Source organism: Streptomyces sp. CB02959 (assembly GCF_002803155.1).
Taxonomy (GTDB): Bacteria; Actinomycetota; Actinomycetes; order Streptomycetales; family Streptomycetaceae; genus Streptomyces.
Map to the genome: position 1 here is coordinate 39,545 of NZ_NNBP01000006.1, position 22,951 is coordinate 62,495.

At 73.2% G+C, this 22,951-nt stretch carries 22 protein-coding genes and 1 pseudogene; 11 read left to right on the forward strand and 12 right to left on the reverse strand.

From position 1 onward, the window contains the following. Nucleotides 1-29 precede the first annotated feature (29 nt). The 5 genes from CG747_RS11725 to CG747_RS11745 all read left to right on the forward strand — a co-directional run bounded on the left by CG747_RS11725 (nt 30) and on the right by CG747_RS11745 (nt 5,796). Nucleotides 30-791: a FadR/GntR family transcriptional regulator gene (locus CG747_RS11725; RefSeq protein WP_100601637.1), complete on the forward strand. Its 762-nt coding sequence runs from the start codon at nt 30-32 to the stop codon at nt 789-791. Beyond that, nucleotides 788-2,263 carry an amino acid permease gene (locus CG747_RS11730; protein WP_100601638.1) on the forward strand — a complete coding sequence of 492 codons (1,476 nt, stop codon included), beginning with the start codon at nt 788-790 and terminating at the stop codon, nt 2,261-2,263. The genes CG747_RS11725 and CG747_RS11730 overlap by 4 nt, the downstream gene beginning before the upstream one ends. Next, a complete protein-coding gene (locus CG747_RS11735; RefSeq protein WP_100601639.1) occupies nt 2,260-3,342 on the forward strand; it encodes an asparaginase in 1,083 nt (360 codons plus the stop codon). Before CG747_RS11730 ends, CG747_RS11735 begins: the two co-directional genes overlap by 4 nt. Nucleotides 3,343-3,394: 52 nt before the next feature. Further along, the gene (gene aspA / locus CG747_RS11740; protein WP_100601640.1) at nt 3,395-4,804 is read left to right on the forward strand and encodes an aspartate ammonia-lyase; all 1,410 of its coding nucleotides are present in this window, start codon (nt 3,395-3,397) and stop codon (nt 4,802-4,804) included. Nucleotides 4,805-5,001: 197 nt separating this feature from the next. Continuing rightward, nucleotides 5,002-5,796, forward strand: coding sequence for a carbon-nitrogen hydrolase family protein (locus CG747_RS11745; RefSeq protein ID WP_100601641.1), 795 nt, complete (start codon nt 5,002-5,004; stop codon nt 5,794-5,796). A gap of 50 nt (nt 5,797-5,846) precedes the next feature. Here CG747_RS11745 and CG747_RS11750 read toward each other — a convergent pair whose 3' ends face one another. Continuing rightward, the gene (locus CG747_RS11750; RefSeq protein WP_100601642.1) at nt 5,847-6,230 is read right to left on the reverse strand and encodes a metalloregulator ArsR/SmtB family transcription factor; all 384 of its coding nucleotides are present in this window, start codon (nt 6,228-6,230) and stop codon (nt 5,847-5,849) included. Between the two features lie 106 nt (nt 6,231-6,336). Between CG747_RS11750 and CG747_RS11755 the strand changes: the two genes are divergently transcribed. Next, nucleotides 6,337-8,316: a heavy metal translocating P-type ATPase gene (locus CG747_RS11755; RefSeq protein WP_100601643.1), complete on the forward strand. Its 1,980-nt coding sequence runs from the start codon at nt 6,337-6,339 to the stop codon at nt 8,314-8,316. A 57-nt stretch (nt 8,317-8,373) separates the two neighbouring features. Here CG747_RS11755 and CG747_RS46890 read toward each other — a convergent pair. Both CG747_RS46890 and CG747_RS11760 read right to left on the reverse strand, forming a co-directional pair. Beyond that, a pseudogene (locus CG747_RS46890) lies at nt 8,374-8,532 on the reverse strand (choline oxidase); the annotation flags it as partial. A 72-nt stretch (nt 8,533-8,604) separates the two neighbouring features. Beyond that, nucleotides 8,605-8,766: a hypothetical protein gene (locus CG747_RS11760; RefSeq protein WP_257980346.1), complete on the reverse strand. Its 162-nt coding sequence runs from the start codon at nt 8,764-8,766 to the stop codon at nt 8,605-8,607. 70 nt (nt 8,767-8,836) lie between these two features. Here CG747_RS11760 and CG747_RS11765 point away from each other — a divergent pair, with 70 nt between their 5' ends. After that, on the forward strand, nt 8,837-9,226 hold the full coding sequence (locus CG747_RS11765; protein ID WP_100601644.1) for a hypothetical protein: 390 nt from the start codon (nt 8,837-8,839) through the stop codon (nt 9,224-9,226). A 194-nt stretch (nt 9,227-9,420) separates the two neighbouring features. Here the strand turns inward: CG747_RS11765 and CG747_RS11770 are convergent, their stop codons facing one another. The 7 genes from CG747_RS11770 to CG747_RS11800 form a co-directional block, all read right to left on the reverse strand. Continuing rightward, the gene (locus CG747_RS11770) at nt 9,421-11,256 is read right to left on the reverse strand and encodes an FAD-dependent oxidoreductase (protein WP_100601645.1); all 1,836 of its coding nucleotides are present in this window, start codon (nt 11,254-11,256) and stop codon (nt 9,421-9,423) included. A gap of 66 nt (nt 11,257-11,322) precedes the next feature. Further along, nucleotides 11,323-11,505 (reverse strand): hypothetical protein, encoded by a 183-nt coding sequence (locus CG747_RS11775; RefSeq protein ID WP_100601646.1) that lies wholly within the window; start codon nt 11,503-11,505, stop codon nt 11,323-11,325. Beyond that, nucleotides 11,498-12,658, reverse strand: a complete 1,161-nt coding sequence (locus tag CG747_RS11780) for an aromatic ring-hydroxylating dioxygenase subunit alpha (protein ID WP_100601647.1) — start codon at nt 12,656-12,658, stop codon at nt 11,498-11,500. Before CG747_RS11780 ends, CG747_RS11775 begins: the two co-directional genes overlap by 8 nt. Nucleotides 12,659-12,669: 11 nt before the next feature. Further along, nucleotides 12,670-13,857, reverse strand: coding sequence for an N-methyl-L-tryptophan oxidase (gene solA / locus CG747_RS11785; protein ID WP_100601648.1), 1,188 nt, complete (start codon nt 13,855-13,857; stop codon nt 12,670-12,672). A 168-nt stretch (nt 13,858-14,025) separates the two neighbouring features. Beyond that, entirely contained in the window at nt 14,026-16,488 is a 2,463-nt protein-coding gene (locus CG747_RS11790; protein WP_100601649.1) for an FAD-dependent oxidoreductase, read from the reverse strand. Next, complete coding sequence (locus tag CG747_RS11795; RefSeq protein WP_100601650.1) at nt 16,485-17,570, reverse strand: S-(hydroxymethyl)mycothiol dehydrogenase; 1,086 nt, start codon at nt 17,568-17,570, stop codon at nt 16,485-16,487. The genes CG747_RS11790 and CG747_RS11795 overlap by 4 nt, the downstream gene beginning before the upstream one ends. Before the next feature lie 254 nt (nt 17,571-17,824). Beyond that, nucleotides 17,825-18,682, reverse strand: coding sequence for an IclR family transcriptional regulator (locus CG747_RS11800; protein ID WP_257980347.1), 858 nt, complete (start codon nt 18,680-18,682; stop codon nt 17,825-17,827). Nucleotides 18,683-18,850: 168 nt separating this feature from the next. Between CG747_RS11800 and CG747_RS11805 the strand changes: the two genes are divergently transcribed. The 3 genes from CG747_RS11805 to CG747_RS11815 all read left to right on the forward strand — a co-directional run bounded on the left by CG747_RS11805 (nt 18,851) and on the right by CG747_RS11815 (nt 21,579). Continuing rightward, a complete protein-coding gene (locus tag CG747_RS11805) occupies nt 18,851-19,171 on the forward strand; it encodes a bifunctional 3-phenylpropionate/cinnamic acid dioxygenase ferredoxin subunit (RefSeq protein WP_100601651.1) in 321 nt (106 codons plus the stop codon). Further along, nucleotides 19,168-20,397, forward strand: a complete 1,230-nt coding sequence (locus CG747_RS11810) for an NAD(P)/FAD-dependent oxidoreductase (RefSeq protein WP_100601652.1) — start codon at nt 19,168-19,170, stop codon at nt 20,395-20,397. The genes CG747_RS11805 and CG747_RS11810 overlap by 4 nt, the downstream gene beginning before the upstream one ends. A gap of 192 nt (nt 20,398-20,589) precedes the next feature. After that, nucleotides 20,590-21,579, forward strand: a complete 990-nt coding sequence (locus CG747_RS11815) for a DMT family transporter (RefSeq protein WP_100601653.1) — start codon at nt 20,590-20,592, stop codon at nt 21,577-21,579. Here the strand turns inward: CG747_RS11815 and CG747_RS11820 are convergent. After that, a complete protein-coding gene (locus CG747_RS11820) occupies nt 21,474-21,827 on the reverse strand; it encodes a PH domain-containing protein (protein WP_100601654.1) in 354 nt (117 codons plus the stop codon). The genes CG747_RS11815 and CG747_RS11820 overlap by 106 nt on opposite strands. A 175-nt stretch (nt 21,828-22,002) precedes the next feature. Here CG747_RS11820 and CG747_RS11825 point away from each other — a divergent pair, with 175 nt between their 5' ends. Continuing rightward, nucleotides 22,003-22,602: an AAA family ATPase gene (locus tag CG747_RS11825; protein ID WP_257980348.1), complete on the forward strand. Its 600-nt coding sequence runs from the start codon at nt 22,003-22,005 to the stop codon at nt 22,600-22,602. Nucleotides 22,603-22,741: 139 nt separating this feature from the next. Here the strand turns inward: CG747_RS11825 and CG747_RS47910 are convergent, their stop codons facing one another. After that, on the reverse strand, nt 22,742-22,918 hold the full coding sequence (locus tag CG747_RS47910) for a hypothetical protein (protein WP_180985492.1): 177 nt from the start codon (nt 22,916-22,918) through the stop codon (nt 22,742-22,744). Nucleotides 22,919-22,951 lie beyond the last annotated feature (33 nt).

The window sequence follows — 22,951 nt, forward strand, 5'->3', positions numbered from 1 at the left end:
CTCCCCCGCCCGCGGCCGACGATCCCCGGGTGAACCTGTCAGACAGCCAGACAGCTGGCGACATACCCACCACCCCCGTCCCCCGCCGCGTGACCGCGATGGAGGCCGTGCTGAGCCATCTGCGCGGGGCCATCGAGCGGGGCGACTACGCCGTGGGCGACAAGCTCCCCTCCGAAGCCGAGCTCTGCCGCCGCCTCGAAGTCAGCCGGCCGGTGCTCCGCGAGGCGCTCCGCGCGCTCCAGACGATGGGGCTCACCGTCTCCCGCACCGGCAAGGGCACCTTCGTCGTCTCGGACGGCGCGGTGGCCGATCCGACCTTCGGCGACTACGCGGCCAGCGACCTGCTGGAGGTCCGCCGCCACGTCGAGATCCCGGTCGCCGGGTACGCGGCGGTGCGCCGGACGCCGGAGGACCTCGACCACCTGACCCACCTGCTGGAGCGGATGGAGCGGGAGACCGACACCACCGCCTGGGTCGCCATGGACACGCTCTTCCACCTGGCGGTCGCCCAGGCCGCCCGGAACCCGGTCTTCCGGCGGGTGATCGAGGAGATCCGGGACGCCCTGGCCCGCCAGTCGGCGTTCCTCAACGACGTCGGCGGGCGGCGCGAGCAGGCGAACCGGGAGCACCGGGCCATCGTCGAGGCCCTCGCCGACAGCTCCGAGCACGACGCGGTCGAGGCGATGAAGCACCACCTCGCACGGGTCGAGTCGACGCTGTCCACCATCGTCGGGCCGGCGCACCGGACGGCCCCCGCCACGGACGGCGCCGAGGGCGGGGAGCGCGGATGAACGAGCCCTCGGTACGCGAGACGGACCCACCGGGCTCGGAGCGGCGGGCGCATACGGGCGGCGGGCACGTGGACGCCGGCGACGCCGGCTACCGCAAGTCGCTGACCTCCCGGCACATCAACATGATCGCCATCGGCGGCGCCATCGGGACCGGCCTGTTCCTGGGGGCCGGCGGCCGGCTCGCCACCGCGGGACCGTCGCTGGCCCTGGCGTACGCGCTGTGCGGCGTCGTCGCCTTCCTCGTCGTCCGGGCCCTGGGCGAACTGGTGCTGCACCGGCCGTCGTCCGGCGCGTTCGTCTCCTACGCCCGGGAGTTCCTCGGCGAGAAGGGGGCGTTCGTCGCGGGCTGGATGTACTTCCTGAACTGGGCGACCACCGGGATCGCCGACATCACCGCGGTCGCCACCTACACGCACTACTGGGGCATGTTCGCCGACGTCCCGCAGTGGGTGATCGCGCTGGTCGCACTGGCGGTGGTGCTCACGGTGAACCTGATCTCGGTGAGGATCTTCGGTGAGCTGGAGTTCTGGTTCGCGATCGTCAAGGTCGGTGCGCTCACCCTGTTCATGCTGATCGGCATCTATCTGCTCGCCACCCACCACCCGGTGGGCGGCCACTCCCCCGGGCCCGCGCTGATCACCGACAACGGCGGCGTCTTCCCGACCGGTTCGCTGGCGATGCTGCTGGTCATCCAGGGGGTGGTCTTCGCCTACGCCTCGGTGGAACTGGTCGGGGTCACGGCCGGCGAGACCGCCGAGCCGGCGAAGGTGGTGCCCCGGGCGATCAACTCGATCATGTGGCGGGTGGCGCTGTTCTACGTGGGCACGGTGGTGCTGCTGACCATGCTGCTGCCCTGGAACGCGTACTCGTCGGGCGAGAGCCCCTTCGTCACCGTGCTCTCCCGGCTCGGGGTCCCGGCCGCGGGCGGGGTGATGAACCTCGTCGTGCTCACCGCCGCGCTGTCCAGCCTCAACTCCGGCCTCTACTCCACCGGGCGCATCCTGCGCTCGATGGCGCTGTCCGGGTCCGCGCCGCGGTTCACCGGCGTGATGAGCCGCAGCCAGGTGCCGTACGGCGGGATCCTGCTCACCTCGGGCTTCTGCGTGCTGGGCGTGGGGCTCAACTACCTCGTGCCGAGCGAGGCGTTCGAGATCGTGCTGAACTTCGCGGCGATCGGCATCCTCAGCACCTGGGCCATGATCATGCTCTGCCACCTGCTGTTCTGGCGGAAGGCGCGGGCCGGGCAGCTGAACCGCCCTGACTACCGGCTGCCCGGCTCCCCGTGGACCGAGCTGGTGACGCTGGCCTTCCTCGCCCTGGTGCTGGTGCTGATGTGGGCCGACGGCGGCGCCGGCCGCACCACGGTGCTGTCGTTGCCGGTGATCGCGGCCGCGCTGGTCGGCAGCTGGTTCCTGGTCCGCCGCCGGGTCGCCGCGCTCCAGGACGGAGCCGGGCCCGGGAGCGGCGGATGAGCACCCGCCACGGCACGGGCGGCACGCTTCCCGGCGCCGCCGCGGGGCGGGTCGCGGGCGATCCACCGCCGGTCCGCACCCCGCTCCACGTCCCGGTCGCCCATGTCGTCCGCGACGGTCTCGTCGAGGGCGTCCACCACGGTTCGGTGGTGGTGCTGGCGGCGGACGGCACCGTGGCGTACCGGCGGGGCGACCCCGAGGCCGCGTTCTACCCCCGTTCGGCGCTCAAACCGCTCCAGGCGGTCGGCCTGCTGCGGGCCGGGCTGCCACCGCTGGACGACGCGGCGCTGGCCCTGGTCGCGGCCAGTCACTCCGGCGAGGAGCGTCACCTGGCGACCGCCCGGCGCATCCTGCACGACGCCGGTCTGACCGAGGACGACCTGGGCAACGTGCCCGACCTGCCCTACGGGACCGCCGAACGGAACGCCTGGCTGGCCCGCGGTCTGGGCCCCGGCCGGCTCGCGCAGAACTGCTCCGGGAAGCACGCCGCCATGCTGGCCACGGCGCACAGCCGCGGCTGGCGGCTGGACACCTACCTCGATCCCGGGCACCCGCTCCAGTGGGAGCTGGCCGCGACCGTGGAGGAGCTCACCGGGCAGGGCATCGCGCGGGTCACCGTCGACGGCTGCGGCGCACCGCTGTTCGCGGTGTCGCTGCTCGGTCTGACCCGGGCCGCGGCCAAGCTGGCGACGGCCGCCCCGGACACCGACGAGGGCCGGGTCGCGCACGCCGTGCGCAGCCACCCGGAGATGGTCTCCGGCCGCGACCGCGATGTCGCCCGGCTGGTCCGGGCGCTGCCCGGGCTGCTGGCCAAGGACGGTTTCGAGGGCGTGCAGATCGCGGCGCTGCCGGACGGCCGGGCGGTCGGCGTGAAGATCGCCGACGGCGCGGACCGCGCCCGGATGCCGGTGACGGCCGCGGCGCTGGCCCGCTGCGGCGTGCCCGCCACCGTGCTCGCCCCGTTCGCCACCGCCCCCGTTCTGGGCGGCGGTCGGGAGGTCGGCCTCCTCCGGGCGCTCGATCCGCCGCCCGTCGGCCCGTCCGACGCCCCTCCCCGTCCACGGCAACCGGCCGCGTGACCCGCCCCTCCCCTCACACCCCTCATCCCACCGCACGAAGGAACCTCCCGTCATGACGTCCGGCCACCGCCTCGAACACGACCTGCTCGGCGACCGCGAGATACCCGCCGACGCCTACTGGGGCGTGCACACCCTGCGCGCCTCGGAGAACTTCCCCATCACCGGCACCTCGATCTCCGGCTACCCGCACCTGATCGACGCGCTCGCCGCCGTCAAGGAGGCCGCCGCCCGCGCCAACGCCGACCTCGGACTGCTCGCCCCGGAGCTGGCCGACGCGATCGCCGCCGCCTGCCGGGAGATCCGCGCCGGGCGGCTGCACGACCAGTTCATCGTCGACGTGATCCAGGGCGGCGCCGGAACGTCGACCAACATGAACGCCAACGAGGTGATCGCCAACCGGGCGCTGGAGCTGCTGGGCCACGCCAAGGGCGACTACGCCCACCTGCACCCCAACGAGCACGTCAACCTCGGCCAGTCCACCAACGACGTCTATCCGACGGCCGTCAAGGTCGCCACGGTGAGCGCGGTGCGGGAGCTGCTGGCCGCGATGACCGTGCTGCGCGAGGCGTTCGCCGCCAAGGCCGAGGAGTTCCGGGACGTCCTCAAGATGGGCCGCACCCAGCTCCAGGACGCGGTGCCGATGACGCTGGGCCAGGAGTTCTCGGCGTACGCGGTGATGCTGGAGGAGGACCAGAGCCGGCTGGCCGAGGCGGTCGCCCTGGTCCACGAGATCAACCTCGGGGCCACCGCCATCGGGACCGGCCTCAACGCGCCCAAGGGCTACGCCGAGGCGGCCCGCCGGCATCTCGCGGAGATCACCGGGCTGCCGCTGGTGACCGCGGCCAACCTCGTGGAGGCCACCCAGGACTGCGGGGCGTTCGTCCACCTGTCCGGCGTCCTCAAGCGGATCGCGGTCAAGCTCTCCAAGGGCTGCAACGACCTTCGACTGCTCTCCTCCGGCCCGCGGGCCGGGCTCGCGGAGATCAACCTGCCGCCGGTGCAGGCCGGTTCGAGCATCATGCCGGGGAAGGTCAACCCGGTGATCCCGGAGGTGGTCAACCAGGTCGCCTTCGAGGTGATCGGCAACGACGTCACCATCACCATGGCCGCGGAGGCCGGGCAGCTCCAGCTCAACGCCTTCGAACCGATCATCCTGCACTCCCTGTCGGAGAGCATCACCCACCTGGGAGCGGCCTGCCGCACCCTCGCGGAACGCTGTGTCACCGGCATCACCGCCAACACCGAGGCCCTGCGGGCGAGCGTGCAGAACTCCATCGGCCTGGTCACCGCCCTCAATCCGCACATCGGCTACACCGCGGCGACCGCGATCGCCCAGGAAGCCCTCGCCACCGGGCGCGGGGTCGCCGAACTGGTGCTGGAGCGGGGGCTGTTGCCCGAGGAGCGGCTCACCGCGCTGCTCCGCCCGGAGGAGCTCGCCGGGGCGGGCGGCAGCCCGTCCTGATCCAGCCCGGCCGGGGCGGCCGCCGGTCGCCCCGGCGCTCCACCGGAAGCCCGGCCCGCGTCCGTCGCGGGCCGGGCTTCCGCGTCCTGGCGGGGGGTGCTGTGGCGCGGCGGCCGCACGGCGTACCGTCCTGGTCAGGGCGGCCCGCACGATCACCGCGCGGGCCGCGGGACCGGACACGACGGGAGAAGGCTCCGATGCGTATCGCGCTGTGCCAGATGACCTCTTCGACCGAACCGAAGGAGAACCTCGCGCAGGTCGCGGACCTGGTGCGGCAGGCCGCCGCCGAGGGCGCGCGGCTGGCGGTGCTGCCGGAGGCGGCGATGGCGCGCTTCGGGGGGCCGCTCGGCGCGGTCGCCGAGCCGTTGGACGGGCCGTGGGCCGAGGGGGTGCGGGCGGTGGCCCGGGAGACCGGGGTGACCGTGGTGGCGGGGATGTTCACCCCCGCGCCGGACGGCCGGGTGGCCAACACCCTGCTGGCCACCGGCCCCGGAGTGGAGGAGTCCTACGACAAGATCCACCTCTATGACGCCTTCGGCTTCCGCGAGTCGGACACCGTCGCGTCCGGCGAGCGGGTGGTGACGATCGACGTGGACGGCGTCCGGGTGGGCCTGGCGACCTGCTACGACCTGCGGTTCCCGGAGTTGTTCCGGGCACATGCGGACGCCGGGGCGACGGTGTCGGTGCTGCCCGCTTCGTGGGGTGCCGGACCGGGCAAGCGGGAGCAGTGGGACCTGCTGGTGCGGGCCCGGGCGCTGGACGCGACGGTGTGGATGGCGGCGGTGGACCAGGCGGCGCCGGACCGGGACGCCGATCCGGAGGCGCCCACCAAGGCGCCGACCGGGGTGGGGCGCAGTGCGCTGGTCGGCCCCGACGGGACGGTGCGGGCCCGGCTGGGCGATGTGCCGGGGCTGCTGCTGGGCGAGGTGGACCCGGCGGAGGCCGAGCGGGTCAGGCAGGCGGTGGCCGTGCTGGACAACCGGCGACTCTAGACGGGCCGCGCGGGCCCCGGTCGGAAGGTTCCGGCCGGGGCCCGCGGCGTTCAGCCGGCCAGTGGCTCCGCGGTGGTCGACGGGGCGTCGCGCAGGCCGAGGCGGAGGTGCTCGACGTGGTAGAGGGCCTGGTCGAGGAGTTCCGCGACGTGGTGGTCGTAGAGGGCGTAGACGATCGAGCGGCCGTTGCGTTCGCCGGTGACCAGGCCGAGGTTGCGCAGCAGGCGGAGTTGGTGGGAGCAGGCGGACTGCTCCATGCCGACGGCGGCGGCGAGGTCCCCCACCGAGCAGGGTCCCTCCTGGAGGCGGGCGAGGATGCGCAGCCGGGAAGGGGTGGAGAGGGCCTGGAGGGTGGCGGCGACGTCGGCGGCCCCTACGGCGTCCAGGCGTTCGCGGGTGGTGGCGCTGCTCTTGTCATCAATTCCGTGGCCCATGGGAGCCATCCTAGGGATCCCAGTCACCAGAATGAATGAAGAGTTGTTCATCTGTTCCTGTACGGTGGTGGCGTCGCCTTCCCTGCCCGCGAAGGGTTGTTCCGTCATGCCTGCAGCCACCGCCCTGCAACCACCGCCACCGGTCACCACCGCACCCCGGACCGCCCCACGGCGCACCCGCGTATGGGCACTGGCCGAGGCCCGCTGGGCGGCCCTGGCCACCCTCGCGTTCCTGCTCGCGCTGCCGCTCCAGCTCACCGGCGCCCCCGCCTGGACCTGGGGCCCGCTGTACGCCGTCGCCTACGCCGCGGGCGGCTGGGAGCCGGCCTGGGCCGGGCTCCGGGCGCTCCAGGAGCGGACCCTCGACGTCGACCTGCTGATGATCGTCGCGGCGCTCGGGGCGGCGGCGATCGGCCAGGTGATGGACGGCGCGCTGCTGATCGTCATCTTCGCCACCTCCGGCGCCCTGGAGGCGCTGGCCACCGCCCGGACCCAGGACTCGGTGCGCGGGCTGCTCGACCTCGCGCCCGCCACCGCGACCCGGCTGACCGCCGACGACGGCGAGGAGACGGTGGCCACCGCGGAGCTGGTGGTGGGCGACACGATCCTGGTGCGGCCCGGTGAGCGGGTCGGCGCGGACGGCCGGGTGCTGACGGGGGCCGGCGAGGTCGATCAGGCCACCATCACCGGTGAGCCGCTGCCGGTGGTCAAGGAGCCCGGCGACGAGGTGTTCGCGGGCACCCTCAACGGCCTGGGCGCGCTGCGCGTCCGGGTCGAGCGGGACGCCGGGGACTCGGTCCTCGCGCGGATCGTGGCGATGGTCGCGGAGGCGTCGGAGACCAAGGCGCCGACCCAGCTGTTCATCGAGAAGGTCGAGCAGCGGTACTCGGTGGGCATGGTGGCCGTGACGTTGACGGTGTTCGCCGTTCCGCTGCTGCTGGGGGCGGAGTTGACCGGTGCGCTGCTGCGGGCGATGACGTTCATGATCGTCGCCTCGCCGTGCGCGGTGGTGCTGGCGACCATGCCGCCGCTGCTGTCGGCCATCGCCAACGCCGGACGGCACGGGGTCCTGGTCAAGTCGGCCGTGGTGATGGAGCGGCTCGGGCAGGTGGACGCGGTCGCGCTGGACAAGACCGGAACGCTGACCGAGGGCACACCCCGGGTGACCGCGATCCGGCCGCTGCCCGGCGCCGGACTGTCGCCGGACGCGCTGCTGACCTGCGCGGCGGCCGCCGAGCATCCGAGCGAGCACCCGCTGGCGCGGGCGATCGTGCGGGCCGCCCGCGACCGCGACGGCGCGCTGCCCGGCGCCGAGGACTTCACCGCCGCGCCGGGCACCGGCGTCCGGGCCCGGGTCGGCGGCGTCCTGGTCGAGGTCGGCGCACCGGCCCGGCTGCTGGCGGGCGACGGACCGCTGGACGGCGAAGTCCGGTCGCTGGTGGGCGAGTTGGAGGAGTCCGGGTACACCACGGCGCTGGTGGTGCGGGACGGCGTCCCGGCCGGGGTGCTGGGGATCGAGGACCGGCTGCGGCCGGACGCGGTGGCGACCGTGGGCGCGCTGCGGACCTTGACCGGGCGGGCGCCGATGCTGGTCACCGGCGACAATCCGCGGGCCGCCGCCCGGCTCGCCGAGGAGGCCGGGATCGACGACGTCCGGGCCGGACTGCTGCCGCAGGACAAGGTCGCCGCCGTCCGGGAGCAGGAACGGGCCGGGCGGAAGGTGCTGGTGGTGGGCGACGGCGTGAACGACGCCCCTGCGCTGGCCGCCGCGCACACCGGCGTCGCGATGGGGCGGGCCGGGTCGGATCTGGCGCTGGAGACCGCGGACGCGGTGATCGTGCGGGACGAGCTGGCCACCGTGCCGGCGGTGGTGACGCTCTCCCGGACGGCGCGGAAGCTGGTCGTACAGAACCTGGTGATCGCCTCGGTGTTCATCTCGGGGCTGGTGGTCTGGGACCTGGTCGGTGAACTGCCGCTGCCGCTGGGCGTGTTGGGGCATGAGGGGTCGACGGTCATCGTGGGTCTCAACGGGCTGCGGCTGCTGCGCGAGGCGGCGTGGCGGCGGGCCGCCGGCCGGGCCGGGTGACGGACGGCGGCCCGGCCGGGGCGCTCAGCGGACCGCGTCCTCCTTGATCATGTCGGCGCAGCCGTTCTCCGCCCAGGAGTCGAGGTCCTCGGCGGGGGCCCAGAAGGCGATGCAGGAGTTGTGCGAGGAGCAGCCGCCGAGGACCCTGGCGCGGGCGTGCCGCATCATGCTGTTGCCGTTCTCCTGGGGTTCGACGGGGTAGTCCCAGTCGTCACCGTGTGGAGTCCACGACCCATACGTCGTCGCTCCACACCGAGGTGGTGGCCAGGATCCGGTTGACGCTTCGCATCAGACCGGCGGCCTTGCGCAGCCGTTGTTGTAGCCGGGCTGCTGGGGCAGGTAGGGGAAGAGGCGGCACAGGTGGGCACGGGCATGGCGGAGCCATTCGGCCTCGGAGGCGTAGCCGAGTACGGCCTGCATCGTGGCGAGGGTGTCCACGTCGTTCGTCACAAAACGGTCTTGGGCACCCTCGTTCTCGTCTCCGCAGGCACCCCTTGGACCACACCAACAGGAGGAACCAGTGTCATACCCGCAACCGCTCACCCCCGAGGAGAAACTCGCCGACGCGAAGAAGCAGCTGAGCCTCCCGCGTATCGTCGTGATCTGCGGCTCCACCCGCTTCATCACCGAGATGACCGAGGCCGATCTGCGGGAGACCGAAGCCGGAAAGATTGTCGTCAAGCCGGGATGCGACATGAAGTCGCCGCACGAACTTTGGTCCGATCCTGTCGAGGCCGAGGCGCTGAAGGTTCGACTCGACGATCTGCACCGGGCGAAGATCCGGCTCGCTGATGAGGTGCTCGTAGTCGGCGACTACATCGGAGACAGCACCCGAGCCGAAGTCGCCTACGCCCGGTCGCTGGGCAAGCCCGTGCGGTTCACGCACCCCGAAGTCGACCCTGACGCCTGACCGCCCGCTGCCACCTCGACAACCAGGGCCGGCAGCCCGCCGCCTGGCCGTCTCGCGGTGGCTTCGGCCGCCGCCCACCCACACCCTCCGCAGGCATCCCTTGGAATTGATCATCCAGCAGCATCAACCCGTTTCGGTTGAAGGCGCGCAGCCGCTCGGGGCAGCGCCCCTCCGGCATAACTCGGTGCGGGGTGCTACCCCAGGTCGAAGGTGTTGGGCAGCCCCAGCCGATAGCGCACCTGGTCGACCCGCTTCAGGGGCTCCATCTCCGGCGGCCGGAACAACTCCCAGATGCGACACCGCTCGGCGCCCGAATTGTCCGCATCCAGGAGTGCGTTCACGGCGCGGCGCGCGGACTCGTTCGCGCCCTCCATGGTCGCCAGGTCCACATCCGTACGAACGTAGTCACCCGCGAGGAAGAAGTTCGGCACCGCGGTCCTCGCCGACGGGCGGTGGTAGAGGGTGCCGGTGGGGTGGATGAGGAGCTGTTCGCGGTTCTGCGGGTTGGGGCCGCCAAGGCCCGTCGCCGCCGGGTCCATGAACCAGCCGAGCCGGTCCTCGTCCCTGAGCGTCGCCTTGCCGGAGTCGTTCAGCCCGTCCTTCAGCTGGGCCCACAGTTCGGCGACGATCTCGTCCTTGGCGCACTCACGGGCCGTCTTGCCGTACAGGATGCCCGGCTTGTCCCACTCGGAGATGATCGTGGACAGGCACTCGTGAGCCTGCCCGTCTCCGTAGTCGCGCGAAAAGTCTCGTACGTCCCAGAACTGCGTCTGGCCGATTCCGGTGACCGCCCATGGTGAGTCGAGGCAGTTGATGTGGCCGTGCACGACGGGGGTGGGAGTGCGCAGGTAGAACATCACGCCGGTCATCCAGTCCGTCTTCAGCGCGTCGCACCGCCCCAGCTGCGGGTCGGCGGCGCGCAGGGCCGGGCCCCAGGTCACACGCGCGTGCTCGACGGGGAGGGCGGAGACGTAGTGGTCGGCGGTGATGGTGCGCTGCCGACTACCGTCGCGCGCCGCCACCCGTACGCCGGTCACCCGGCCGCCGCCGTACACCACCTCCCGGACCTCGGTGCCGAGCACGAACTCGACACCCAGGGAGCGCAGATGCGTCTCCCAGGGGTCGATCCACGCCTCGCTGGTCGGGGCGTTCAGTACCCGGTCGATGTCCGCGTCGCCATCCATGCCGCGGCCGAGCAGGCCCCACAGGAGGAGGGCCTCGATGATGACGCGGCCGACGGTGCGGGTGGAGGCGATCTCGGCGCGGGTGGCGACGAGGTTGCGGGTCTGGCCGATGCCGAGGAGCACCTGGTACTCGCGGCTCATCTCGCCGGCCCGGATGAAGTCCCACCATGCGACTTTCTCCCACTGGTCCTCGCGGCGGGCGTCGCAACTGGTGAGGTGGACCAGGAGGCGGTCCGCGAAGTAGGCGGCCTCGTGGGCGGGCAGGTGAGTGGCGAGATCCAGCACCGACAGGATCTGGTCACGGATCCAGGACGGGGTGAGGTCGCCGGGGGCGGGCGGAGTGGTGACCCGGCGCAGTGGGAAGTGCAGGTCGGGGCGGCCCGAGCCGCGCGCGAACAACTCCTCCGTACCGTTACGGAGGTTGCCGTGGACGCCGTTCTCGTTGCCGGGGAAGGGGATGCGGCGCATGGTGTCCGGCAGATTCCGGTAGAAGCCGGGGAAGAAGCGGAAGCCGTGCTCGCCGGGAAGCGGCTTGCGGCCGCCGGTTCCGGTCCCGGGGACGTCCATTGAGCGAGCCTTGCCGCCGAGGGCGTCGTAGTACTCGTAGACCGTGACCTCGTAGCCACGTTCGGCGAGTTCGTGGGCGGCGCTGAGGCCGGAGACTCCGCCGCCGAGGACGGCGACGCGCTTGCCGGAGGAGGCCGCGGCCGCGCTGCCGGCAGCCCCTAAGGTGCCGACCGCTCCACCGCCGACGACTCCGGCGACCGCTCCCCCGGTCGCCGTCAGGAAGCGTCTGCGGCTGTGTCCGTTGTGCCCCCGGGACTGCTGCGCGTGTTCTGTTGTCATGAGTACCCGAGGGTAGGGAGGGGCTCCGGAAGCCGGAAGCCCTATTTCCTGTCACCCACAGCATCCTCACAAACACAAGGAGACGGCGTCGGCGCCATCGCACTGGGGCCGCGTGGCCGCACCCGGTACACCGAGCGGGGCGCCGGCTTCGACGACGGCGACCAGGCTGCCGTCGGCGGGGCAGCGGATCTCCCGGGTGCGTCCGTGCCGTGCGGACCGCCAGTGCCCGCCGATGAACAGGTCAGCCACGCCCGCCCGCCAACCGCGCGGTGACCCACGCGTGGAACGCACCGATGTGGTGCTCGCTGGGCACCAGGACGCCGCCGTCGCGGTAGGCGCGGGAGTCCATGGCCGGCTGGGTGCGCTCGCAGGCGTCGAAGTCCTGGGTGTTGACGCGGTGGAAGAGTTCGACGGACCTGGCGGTGTCGGCGCCGGAGTCGACGACCTCGGGCAGGTACAGCCAGTCGCACTCGACCAGGGTGCGGTCGGCGGCGAGCGGGAACATCCGGTGCAGGATGACGTGGTCGGGGACGAGGTTGACGAAGACCTGCGGGCGGACGGTCACCGCGTAGTACCGCCGGTCCTGGCTGTCGTCGATGCCGGGCAGCCGGCCGAAGCCGGCGCTGCCGTCCACGGTGAAGCCGGCGGCCTCCTCGGCGAACTCCGCGCCGTGTCCCACGTAGTACTGGGCGGCGAAGCCGTCCGCGAACTCCGGGAGGACGTCGGTGAGTTCGGGGTGGATGGTGGCGCAGTGGTAGCACTCCATGAAGTTCTCGACGATCAGCTTCCAGTTGGCCCGCACGTCGTAGCGGATGCGGCGGCCCAGGGCGAGGGTCTCGGTGCGGTAGCGGTCGAGGGCCGCGGCGTCGCCCAGCCGCTCGACGGCCGCGCCGATCACGCTGTCCTCGAAGGACGGCGGGTCGTCGGCCAGGCACACCCAGGCGTAGCCGAGCCATTCCCGCAGCGGGACGGTGACCAGGCCGCGTTCGGTGCGGTCGATGTCCGGCATCTTCTGCAGGTTGGGGGCGGCGACCAGGCGGCCGTCGAGGTCGTAGGTCCAGGCGTGGTAGGGACACTGGAGGTTGCGGCGGACCTCGCCGGACTCCTCGGTGCACAGCTGGGCGCCGCGGTGCCGGCAGATGTTGAGGAAGGCGCGGAGTGCGCCGGTGCGGTCGCGGGTGATCAGGACGCTCTCCCGCCCGACCCGGACGGTGCGGAAGGCACCGGGCCGGGCGAGGTCGGCGCCGCGGACGGCGCAGAACCACAGCCGTTCGAAGATCGCCTCCTGTTCGTGCCGGAAGACGTCCGGGTCGGTGTAGGCGCGGCCGGGGAGGGTGGGGATCAGGCTGGGCGCGGCGGGGGCGGGGGCCGTCGGTTGCGTCTCGGCGGGTGTGGTCGTCATGGCTGCTCTCCTCAGGCGACCGGGGTTGCGGGCCGGCCGGGGGTCTCCCCGGCGAAGCCGCGGGACGGGGCGAACAGGTCGATGGGGTGCGCGGTGGTGCCGGTGAGCGCGAGGTCGGCGACGATCTCGCCGACGACGGGGACGAACTTGAAGCCGTGGCCGGAGAAGCCGCAGGCGACGGTGACGGTCTCCGGGTGCGCCGGATGCCGGGTGATCACGAAGTGTTCGTCGGGGGTGTTGGAGTACATGCAGGTGGCGGCCTTCAGGAAGCGGCCGGGGAGGGTGGGGATGCGGGGGCCGAGCTGGTCGGCCATGGCGCGCACCTCGTGGTCGTACACGGTGCGGTCGATGGTCTCGGGAGTGCAGGGGGTGCCCTTGCGGAAGAAGGCGACCTTGGCGCCGCCGTCGGGGCCGTCGATGGCGGGGAAGCCGTAGATCTGGACGCCCCGGGGGTCCTCCCAGATGTAGATGGGGTGGCGTTCGGGGACGAAGGGGGCGGTGCCGCCGTCGGGGGCGAACCAGTACATGATCTGCCGCTCGACGGTGACCGGTACGCCGAGGTCGGCGAGGAGTCGGGGCGCCCAGGCGCCGGGGCAGATCACCAACTGGCCGGCGGTGTAGGTGTTCTCGTGGGTGTGCACGCGGACCCCGGCGCCGCCGGGCAGTTCCTCCCAGCGGGTCACTGGCTCCTCGAAGTGCAGGTCGGCGCCGTCCTGGGTGGCCAGTTGGACGTGGGCGGCGACGGTGTTCTCCGGGCGGACGAGTCCGGCGCGCGCCTCGTAGAGGGCGACCTCGTCGGGGGCGGGGGTCAGGGTGGGGAAGCGGCGGCGGACCTCGTGGGCGTCGAGCATCTCGTGCGGGAGGTTCCACTGCCTGGCCGAGGCCAGGCTGCCGCGGACGGTGCGGCTGTCGGGGCGGCCGACCATCACGCCGCCGCAGAGGGTGGCGATCTGCCGGCCGCTGTCGCGCTCCACCTTGTCGTAGAGCTCGTAGGAGCGCAGCAGCAGCGGGACGTAGGCGGGGTCCTCGAAGTAGGACTGGCGGGTGATCCGGGAACCGCCGTGGCTGGAGCCGCGGTGGTGGACCGGGCCGAACTTCTCCAGGCCCAGGACCCGGGCGCCGCGGGCGGCGAGGTGGTGGGCAGCTGCGCTGCCCATCCCGCCGAGGCCGAGGACGATGACGTCGTAGGTGGGAGCCATGCGGTCGCTCCTTCGTCGTGCGGACGGGTGCGGAGGGGGCGCGCCGGCCGGCGGAGGTACGCGGGGCGGTCGGCCGGCGCGGGAGTCGGACGACAGGGGCTGGACGACGGGGGCTGGACGACGGGGGCTGGACGACGGGGACGGCAGTCGGGACTTTGCGGGCACGGCCTAGCGGCGGATACGGGTCATCTGCGGGTCGAAGAGGGGTTCCTGGGCGACGGTCGCGGCGATCTTCTCTCCGAAGTACGCGATGTGGACGGCGGTGCCGGGGACCGCGGCGGCGGCCGGCAACCAGGCGTAGGCGACGGTCCGGCCCAGGGTGTAGCCGTAGGCGGCGGAGGTGACGTAGCCGGCCGGGGCGCCGTCGACGAGGACCGGTTCCTTGCCGAGGACGTTGGCGGCGGGGTCGTCGAGGGTGAGGCAGGTGAGTTTGCGGGCGGCGGTCTCCTCGCTGCGGCCCGCCAGCGCGGCCCGGCCGAGGAAGTCGCCCTTGGCGGGGCGGACGGCGAAGCCGAGTCCGGCCTCGTAGGGGTGGTGTTCGGTGGTCATGTCGTGGCCCCAGGAACGGTAGCCCTTCTCCAGGCGGAGACTGTTGAAGGCGCTGCGGCCGGCGGCGATCACGCCGTGTTCCCGGCCTGCTTCCCAGAGCGTGTCCCAGAGCCGGAGCCCCAGGTCGGCGGTGGTGTAGAGCTCCCAGCCGAGTTCACCGACATAGCTCAGGCGCAGCGCGGTGACCGGGACGTGGCCCAGGTAGGTCTGCTTGGCCTTGAAGTAGCCGAAGGCGCCGTGGGAGAAGTCGTCGCGGGTCAGCGGCTGGACGAGGTCCCGGGCGAGCGGACCCCAGACGCCGATGCAGCAGGTCCCGGAGGTGATGTCCCGGACGCCGACGTCGTCCGGCGCGTGCCGCAGCAGCCAGTCCAGGTCGGCTCCGCTGTTGGCGCCGACCTGGAAGCGGTCGGGGGCGAGCCGGGCCACGGTGAGGTCGGAGCGGATGCCGCCGGCCTCGTCGAGCAGGAGGGTGTAGGTCACCGAGCCGGGCTTCTTGGCCAGCTGATTGGTCGTCATGCGCTGGAGGAAGGCCAGCGCGCCGGGCCCGGTGACCTCCAGGCGGCGCAGCGGGGTCATGTCGTAGAGGGCGACCCGCTCGCGGGTGGCGGCGGCCTCGGCGGCGGCGATCGGCGACCAGTGGCGGGCGGACCAGGCGTCCCGTTCGGGGAGCCGGAGTCCTTCGGCGAGCGGGGCGTTGGCCTCGTACCAGTGGGGGCGTTCCCAGCCGCCGGCCTCCAGGAAGTACGCGCCGAGTTCCTGCTGGCGCGGGTAGAAGGGGCTGGTGCGCAGCGGGCGGGGTTGCGCCATGGGTTGGAGGGGGTGGATGACGTCGTAGACCTCGATGAAGTTCTGGGCGCCGCGCTCCTGCGTGTAGGCGGGTGAGCGCTGGGCGTCCTCGAAGCGGGTGAGGTCGCATTCGTGGACGTCGGTGGCGGGCCGGCCGTCGGTCATCCATTCGGCGACCGCCTTGGCGACGCCGGCGGAGTGGGTGACCCAGACCGCCTCGGCGAGCCAGAAGCCGCGCAGGGCGCGGGTTTCGCCGAGGAGCGGCATCCCGTCGGGGGTGAAGGAGAAGACCCCGTTGAAGCCGTCGGCCACCCGGGACGCGCCCAGTGCCGGCAGCAGTTCGACGCTGTCCTGCCAGCTGGGGGCGAAGTCCTCCTCGGTGAAGGGCAGCGAGGACGGCATGACGGGGGCGTCGTCGAAGGCGGGGACGGTGAAGGGGTCGACGGGCATCGGCCGGTGGGCGTAGGAGCCGATCCCGATGCGGTCGGTGTGCTCGCGGAAGTAGAGGTCGCGGTCCTGGAAGCGGAGGATCGGCCTACCGGCTTCCGTGCGCGGGTCGTTGGCGCCGTCGAGTTCGGGGAGCGGTGCGGTGGTGGCGTACTGGTGGGCCAGCGGGAGCAGCGGGACGTCCACTCCGGCCAGGGCGCCGATCACCGGTCCCCAGAAGCCGGCGGCGGAGACGACGTGGTCGGCGGGGAAGGCGCCGCGGTCGGTGACGACGCCGGTGACCCGGCCGGCCGCGCGCTCGATGCCGGTGACGGTGTGCCGGGCCAGGAAGCGGGCGCCGCGGCGCTCGGCGCGGGCCCGCTGCGCGCGGCAGGCGAGCAGCGCGCGGGCCAGGCCGTCGTCGGGGGTGTGGAAGCCGCCGTGCAGCATGCGCTCGTCGAGCATCGGCCAGAGCTTCTTGCACTGCTGGGGGTCGACGAGTTCGCCGCGGACGCCCCAGGACGCGGCGAGGCCGGCCTTGCGGTGGAGGTCGGCCCAGCGGGCCTCGGTGGTGGCGACCTCCAGGCCGCCGACGGGGTTGAAGCAGGGCAGGCCGTCCACGTCGAGGGAGCCGAACTTGCGGACGGTGTAGGCGGCGAACTCGGTCATGGTCTTGGACGGTCCGGTCTGGAAGACCAGGCCGGGGGCGTGTGAGGTGGAGCCGCCGGGGGCGGGCAGCGGGCCCTGGTCGAGGACGGTGACCCGGCGCCAGCCGCGGGCGGTGAGCTCGTCGGCGAGCGAGCAGCCGACGATGCCGGCTCCGATGACGACGACGCGGGCGTCGGCGGGGTTGGGCAGCGGGCCGGTCACAGGACCACCACCGAGCGCAGCACCCGGCCGTCCCGCATCTTGTCGAAGGCGGCCTCCACGCCGTCCAGGGCGATGGTCTCGGTGACGAATCCGCCGAGGTCGAGCCGGCCGCTGAGGTAGCGGTCGATGAGGACGGGGAAGTCGCGACTGGGGAGGCAGTCGCCGTACCAGGAGGACTTCAGCGCGCCGCCGCGGGAGAAGAGGTCGATGAGCGGCAGTTCGATCTTCATGGCGGGGTCGGGCACCCCGACCTGGACCAGGGTGCCGGCGAGGTCCCGCATGTAGAAGCCCTGGCGGTAGGTCTCGGGGCGGCCGACCGCGTCGATGACCACGTCGGCGCCGTGCCCGCCGGTCAGTTCCCGGACCGCCTCGACCGGGTCGGTGCGGCGGGAGTTGACGGTGTGGGTGGCACCGAAGCGGGTGGCGCCGTCCAGTTTGCGTTCGTCGATGTCGACGGCGATGACGCGGCGGGCCCCGGCGATCGAGGCGCCGGCGATGGCGGCGTTGCCGACGCCGCCGCAGCCGATGACGGCTACCGTGTCGCCGCTGCCGACCGCTCCGGTGTGGACGGCGGCGCCGTAGCCGGCCATCACCCCGCAGCCGATCAGCCCGGCAGCCTCGGGCCGGGCCGAGGGATCGACCTTGACGGCCTGTCCGGCGGCGACCAGGGTCTTCTCGGCGAACGCGCCGATGCCGAGGGCGGGGCTGAGCGGGGTGCCGTCCAGGAGGGTCATCGGCTGGGCGGCGTTGCGGGAGTCGAAGCAGTACCAGGGTCGGCCGCGCCGGCAGGACCGGCACCCGCCGCACGGCGCCCGCCAGGCGAGCACCACGTAGTCACCGGGCGCGAGGTCGGTGACACCGTCGCCCACGGCCTCGACGATCCCGGCCGCTTCGTGGCCGAGCAGGAAGGGGAACGCGTCGCCGACGGCGCCCTCGCGGTAGTGCAGATCGGTGTGGCAGACGCCGCAGGCCTGGACGTCGACGAGCACTTCTCCCGGGCCGGGATCCGGGACCAGAATCATCTGGGGACCGACGGGTGCGCCCTTCTTCGCCGCGACGACGGCATGGACTCGGTGTGGCATGCCCTACCCCTCAGTGTTGCGCCCTGCACGACTGGTTGCGCGATGGGAGACATACTGGGAACGGCGTATCGGCACCGTCAAGAGGTGCGCGCTAGCGGTTTGTAAAGGGCTGGTTACGCATCCGAACGCGGGGCGCACCGCCCGCGCACGCCCCGTGCACACGGAAGCGGGGCCGGATGGCACCACCCGGCCCCGCCGCGGACGACCGTCACCCGGCGGTCAGCGGGCGCCGCGCCCGCTCCGCCCGGATCCCGTCAACAGGCGTACCCCATCCGCCGGGAGAGCTCCTCACCAGCGGCGACGGTGCGCTTGACCACCTCCGGCAGCCGCTCGTCGTCCAGCCGGTACGCGGGCACCGACACGCTGATCGCGCCGATCACCGAACCGTCGTGCGCCCGGACCGGTGCCGCGACCGCGCGCAGCCCGAGTTCCAGCTCCTCGACCGCGACCGCGAAGCCCCGCTCGACGACCTCGGCCAACTGGTCGCGCAGCGCGACCGCGGAGGTCACGGTCCGCTCGGTCAGCCGGGGCAACTTCCGCGCCAGTACGGCCTCCTGGACCGGAGACGGCTGGTACGCGAGCAGCGCCTTGCCGCTGGACGTGGCATGCAGCGGCGTCCGCCGGCCGAGCCAGTTCTGGGCGGTGACCGACGCCGGTCCACGGGCCTGCATGATGTTGACCGCGGCATCGCTCTCCAGGACCGCGATGTTGACCGTCTCGCCCAACTCGTCGGCGAGCGTCCGGCAGACCGCCGCACCCTCCTGGGAGATGTCCAGCCGGACGGCCGCGGCCCCGGCCAGCCGCAACACCCCGGCGCCGAGGTAGTACTTGCCGCGTTCCTGCTCCTGGGCGACCAGTCCGCGGTTCTCCAGCACGCCCAGCAGCCGGAACGCGGTCGACTTGTGCACGCCCAGCTCGTCGGCGATCTCGGTCACCCCGGCCTCGCCGAGTCTGGCCAGGATCTCCAGCACGGTCACCGCCCGGTCCACCGACTGGACCGCGCTCACCGCACCTCTGGGCGGCTTCTCCGCCACGGTGTCGTGCGGCTTCGGGTCCGGCCCGCCCGCCGGCTGCCGCTCCCCCCGCGCCTCCGCCTTGGCCGTTTTCGTCATAGGTCCGTGTCACCACCCAGCTCGCTGCCACCATCCAGCGGCCCGATCGGGCCGGCTTTCCCGGGGAACGCTTGACGCGCCGCGCCCCCGTCTGGATTCTGTTGCGCATAACGCTCTGTCGTGCGGATTGCGAAACTCGATAGTACCGAACAGTAACAGGGGGGCCCAGTGATACCCGTCTGCCACCTCGCTGATCTGCCCGCCGGCGAGTCCGTTCGCCTCGACACCACGCCTCCGATCGCCGTTTTCCACGCCGACGGAGAGCTGTACGCCATCGACGACACCTGCACCCACCAGGACGCCTCACTCGCGGACGGCTGGCTGGAGGGGTGTCTGGTCGAATGCCCGCTGCACGCCGCTTCATTCGATCTCCGCACCGGAGCGCCGACCTGCCTGCCCGCCCGCCGCCCCGTCCGCACCCACCCCGTGACGGTCGAGGACGGCATGGTCTACGTCCACCTCACCGCCGAGGAAGGCACCGCCGCATGAAGTCGGTCACCGTCATCGGAGCCTCACTGGCCGGGCTGTACGCCGCACGGGCCCTGCGCGCCCAGGGCTACGACGGCCACCTCACGATCGTCGGGGCGGAGCAGCACCTCCCGTACGACCGCCCGCCGCTCTCCAAGGGATTCCTCACCGCACCGGCCACCGCACCGGACACCGCCCCGGACACCGGGACCCCGTCCGCAGAGACCGCGTCCGCAGAGGCCCAACTCGCCCTCACCGACGCCGAAGAGATCGCCGGACTCGACGCGGCATGGCTCCTCGGCACCCGCGCCACCGGCCTCGACCCCCACCGGCGCGCCATCCGCCTCGACACCGGCCGCACCCTCACCACCGACGGTGTCGTGCTCGCCACCGGCGCCGCCCCGCGCCGCCTCCCCGGCCCCGCTCCGGCCGGCTCGCACACCCTGCGGACCCTCGACGACGCCCGGGCCCTGCGCGCCGACCTGACCGGCGGCGGCCCGGCCCGGGTCGTGGTCATCGGCGGCGGCTTCATCGGCGCCGAGGTCGCCGCGTCCTGCGCCGCCCTCGGCCACCAGGTCACCGTCGTCGAGGCCGCACCACTTCCCCTCGTCCCCCAACTCGGGCACACCATGGCCGAGTTGTGTGCCCGACTGCACGGCGACCACGGCGTCGCCCTGCTCACCGGCACCGGCGTCCGGGGGCTGCGCAGTGCGGGCGGCGACGACCGGGTCACCGCCGTGGAACTCGCCGACGGCCGGCTGCTCCCCGCCGACGTCGTCGTCACCGGCATCGGCGTCCGCCCCGCGACCGGCTGGCTCGAAGGCTCCGGCCTGCCGCTCGGCGACGGCGTCCGCTGCGACGCCGGCTGCGTCACCCCGATCCCCGCCGTCGTGGCCGCCGGCGACGTCGCCCAGGTGGCCGGCGCCCGCGCCGAACACTGGACCAACGCCACCGAACAGGCCGCCACCGCCGTACACAACCTCCTCGCCGGCCACACCGCCCGCACCCACCACGCGCTCCCCTACTTCTGGTCCGACCAGTACGGCGTCCGCATCCAGTTCGCCGGCCGGTACCGGCCCGGCGACGTGCCCCGCATCGTCGAGGGCTCCCCGGACGACCGCAGCTTCCTCGCCCGCTACGAACGCGACGGCCGCACCACCGCCGTCCTCGCCCTCAACCGCCCGCGCCCCTTCATGCGCCTCCGCCGCGAACTCGCCCGAGCCGTCCAACCCGCCGCCACCGCCTGACCCGCCCGAGCCACCGCTCCCCGCCGTCCGTACGAAGCCACCACCCACCACCGCGCCCCCGCACGGAAGTTGGGAGCTTCCCCCGATGCGGGTCGCGGCCCCGACTCGCTACCGTCGGGCGCAGGATCCGTCGGGTGCTCCGCCGCGGCCTTCCGGGCCGCGGATCCTGCCCGGCACGTCGGAGCGAGGACCATGACGGCGGACGGCGGAAACCGGCTCGGCGGAAGCGTGCCCGTAGCGGCGGCGGCGGTGTTGTGGGGCACCGTCGGACCCGCGCAACTCCTGGCCGACACCGGGGTGTCACCGGTGAGCCTGGGCGCCTGCCGGATGCTGCTCGGCGGCCTGGTCCTCGGCCTGTGCACGGCCCGGCCCCCGGGCCTGCGGACGCTCCGGCACCCCGCGGCCCGGGGCTGGACCGCGGTGGGCATCCTCGTCACCGTGGCCTTCCAGATCTGCTTCCTGGAGGCGGTGGAGCGGATGGGGGCGGCACTGGCGACCGCGGTCGCCTTCGGGTCGGTACCCGTGGTGTCCGGGCTGTGCGCCCGGCAGTTCATGCGGGAGCGCCTCACCGCCAACTGGTGGTGCAGCACGGCCTGTTCCGTCGCCGGGATCGCCCTGCTCCTCGTCCCCGGCGCGGCGGCCCGCGCCGAGCTGCCCGGGGTACTGCTGGGCATCGGGGCCGGCGCCGCCTTCGGCCTCTACATCACGGCCACCAAACGGCTCGCCCGCTGCGGCGCCGACACCACCGCCGCCGCACCGGTGAGCGTCCTGGGCGCCGGCCTCCTGGTCTCCCCCTGGCTGCTGGTGGCGCCCGACGGACTGGCCACCCCCCGCGCACTGCTGCTGATCGGCTGGCTGGCGCTGGGCACCACCGCACTGGGCTACCTGCTCTTCACCCGCGGCGTCACCCGGATCAGCGCCGCCACCACGGGGACACTGAGCCTGGGCGAACCGCTGGTCGCCACCGTCCTGGGCATCGCCCTGCTCGGCGAGCGGCCGACCGTACCGGCGGCGCTCGGCGCGGCCCTGCTGCTCGGCGGTCTGGTCGTGGTCTCGCTACCGGCCCGCGGCAGCCGCTACCGCCGGCCGGCGCCGCCCGCCGTCGAGTCCGGCGGCATCCGTTCGCGCAGCACCGCCTCCATCGCGTCCGGATCGTCGGGGGTGAGGAACGGCCGGACGTAGCGGCCGACGTCGAGGACGAGCGCGGTGGTCTTGGCCATCCGCCGCGGGTCCAGGCCGGCCCAGTACCGGGGATGCCCGCTGCCCCAGATGCGACCCTGCCCCGTCAGGGCCCCCATCTCCACCCGCCGCACCGATCGGATCGCGCTGTACGGGATGGTCTTGGTGCCCCACGGGAAGTAGTAGCCGCGGATCCGCAGCGCGTCCGGGGTGCAGGTGATCCAGCGATCCTGGTAGTAGGTGGTCGTCATGTCCGCCTTCCTCCCTCCGGAAGTGGTCGGCTCCCGGCTCCGGTAGGGCGAGCATACGGAGCCCGGCCGCGGCCGGGCGGACCGGGTGCGGGAGCGTCGGAGTGTCCCCCGGCGGCCGCCTTCGGCGGGAGAAAATCGCGGGACCGGCGGGGCGGCGGCGCACATAATCGGCGTCATGACCGCGAACGTTCCCGACACCGCCCGCGGGCGGGTCACCCCGCAAGGCCCCTGGCTGGCACCCGGAATCGTGGTGATCACCGGCATCCAGGCGGCCGGCAAGTCCACCGTGGCGCAGGCCCTCGCCGAGCGGCTGCCCCGGTCGGTCCATCTGCGCGGTGACGGCTTCCGCCGCAACATCATCCGCGGCCAGGTCGGTATGACCCCGGACGCGGGGGGGGAGGAAGCCCTCGCCCAACTGCGGCTGCGGCACCGACTGACGGCCACCAGCGCGGACGCGTACGCCCGGGCCGGTTTCACCGTCGTCGTGCAGGACATCCTCCTCGGCGAGCACCTCGCCCAGCTGGCCGGCGACATCGCGACCCGCCCGCTCGCCGTCGTCGCCCTGCTGCCCGATCCGGAGACGGTCGCGGCACGGGAGGCGGCCCGCCCCAAGACCGCGTACGGACCGGACTGGAGCGTCGCCGACCTGGACGTGCTGCTGCGGGCCGAGACGCCCCGGGACCTCGGGCTGTGGCTGGACACCTCGCGGCAGACCGTCGACGAGACGGTGGACGCGATCCTCGACCGGGCCTGGACCGAAGGCTCGGTGGCCTGACGCCCGCCGACTGTGCGCCGGCAATGACATCGTCCGCCCCGCACCGCGGCGTTGCGCGGGGCCGGGCGGACCGGCCGCCACCGTCGTGGCGGTGGCCGTGGACGGCCCGGGGGCGACGCCGTCCACGGCCACCGGACCGTCAGCGCAATGCCATCACATTGGTGGCCTTCGCGCCGTGCACATCGAACACGACCTGCTGACCGACGTCGGTGGTCTGGGTCTCCATACCCGAGAACGGGAGCCGTTCTCCGCGCTCATCGGCGATGATGCCCACACAGTCGCTCTTGTTGAACAGCACGATGGTTCCCTGCGGCATCGCTTCCTCCGTGGACGGACAGATCTCGGCGGC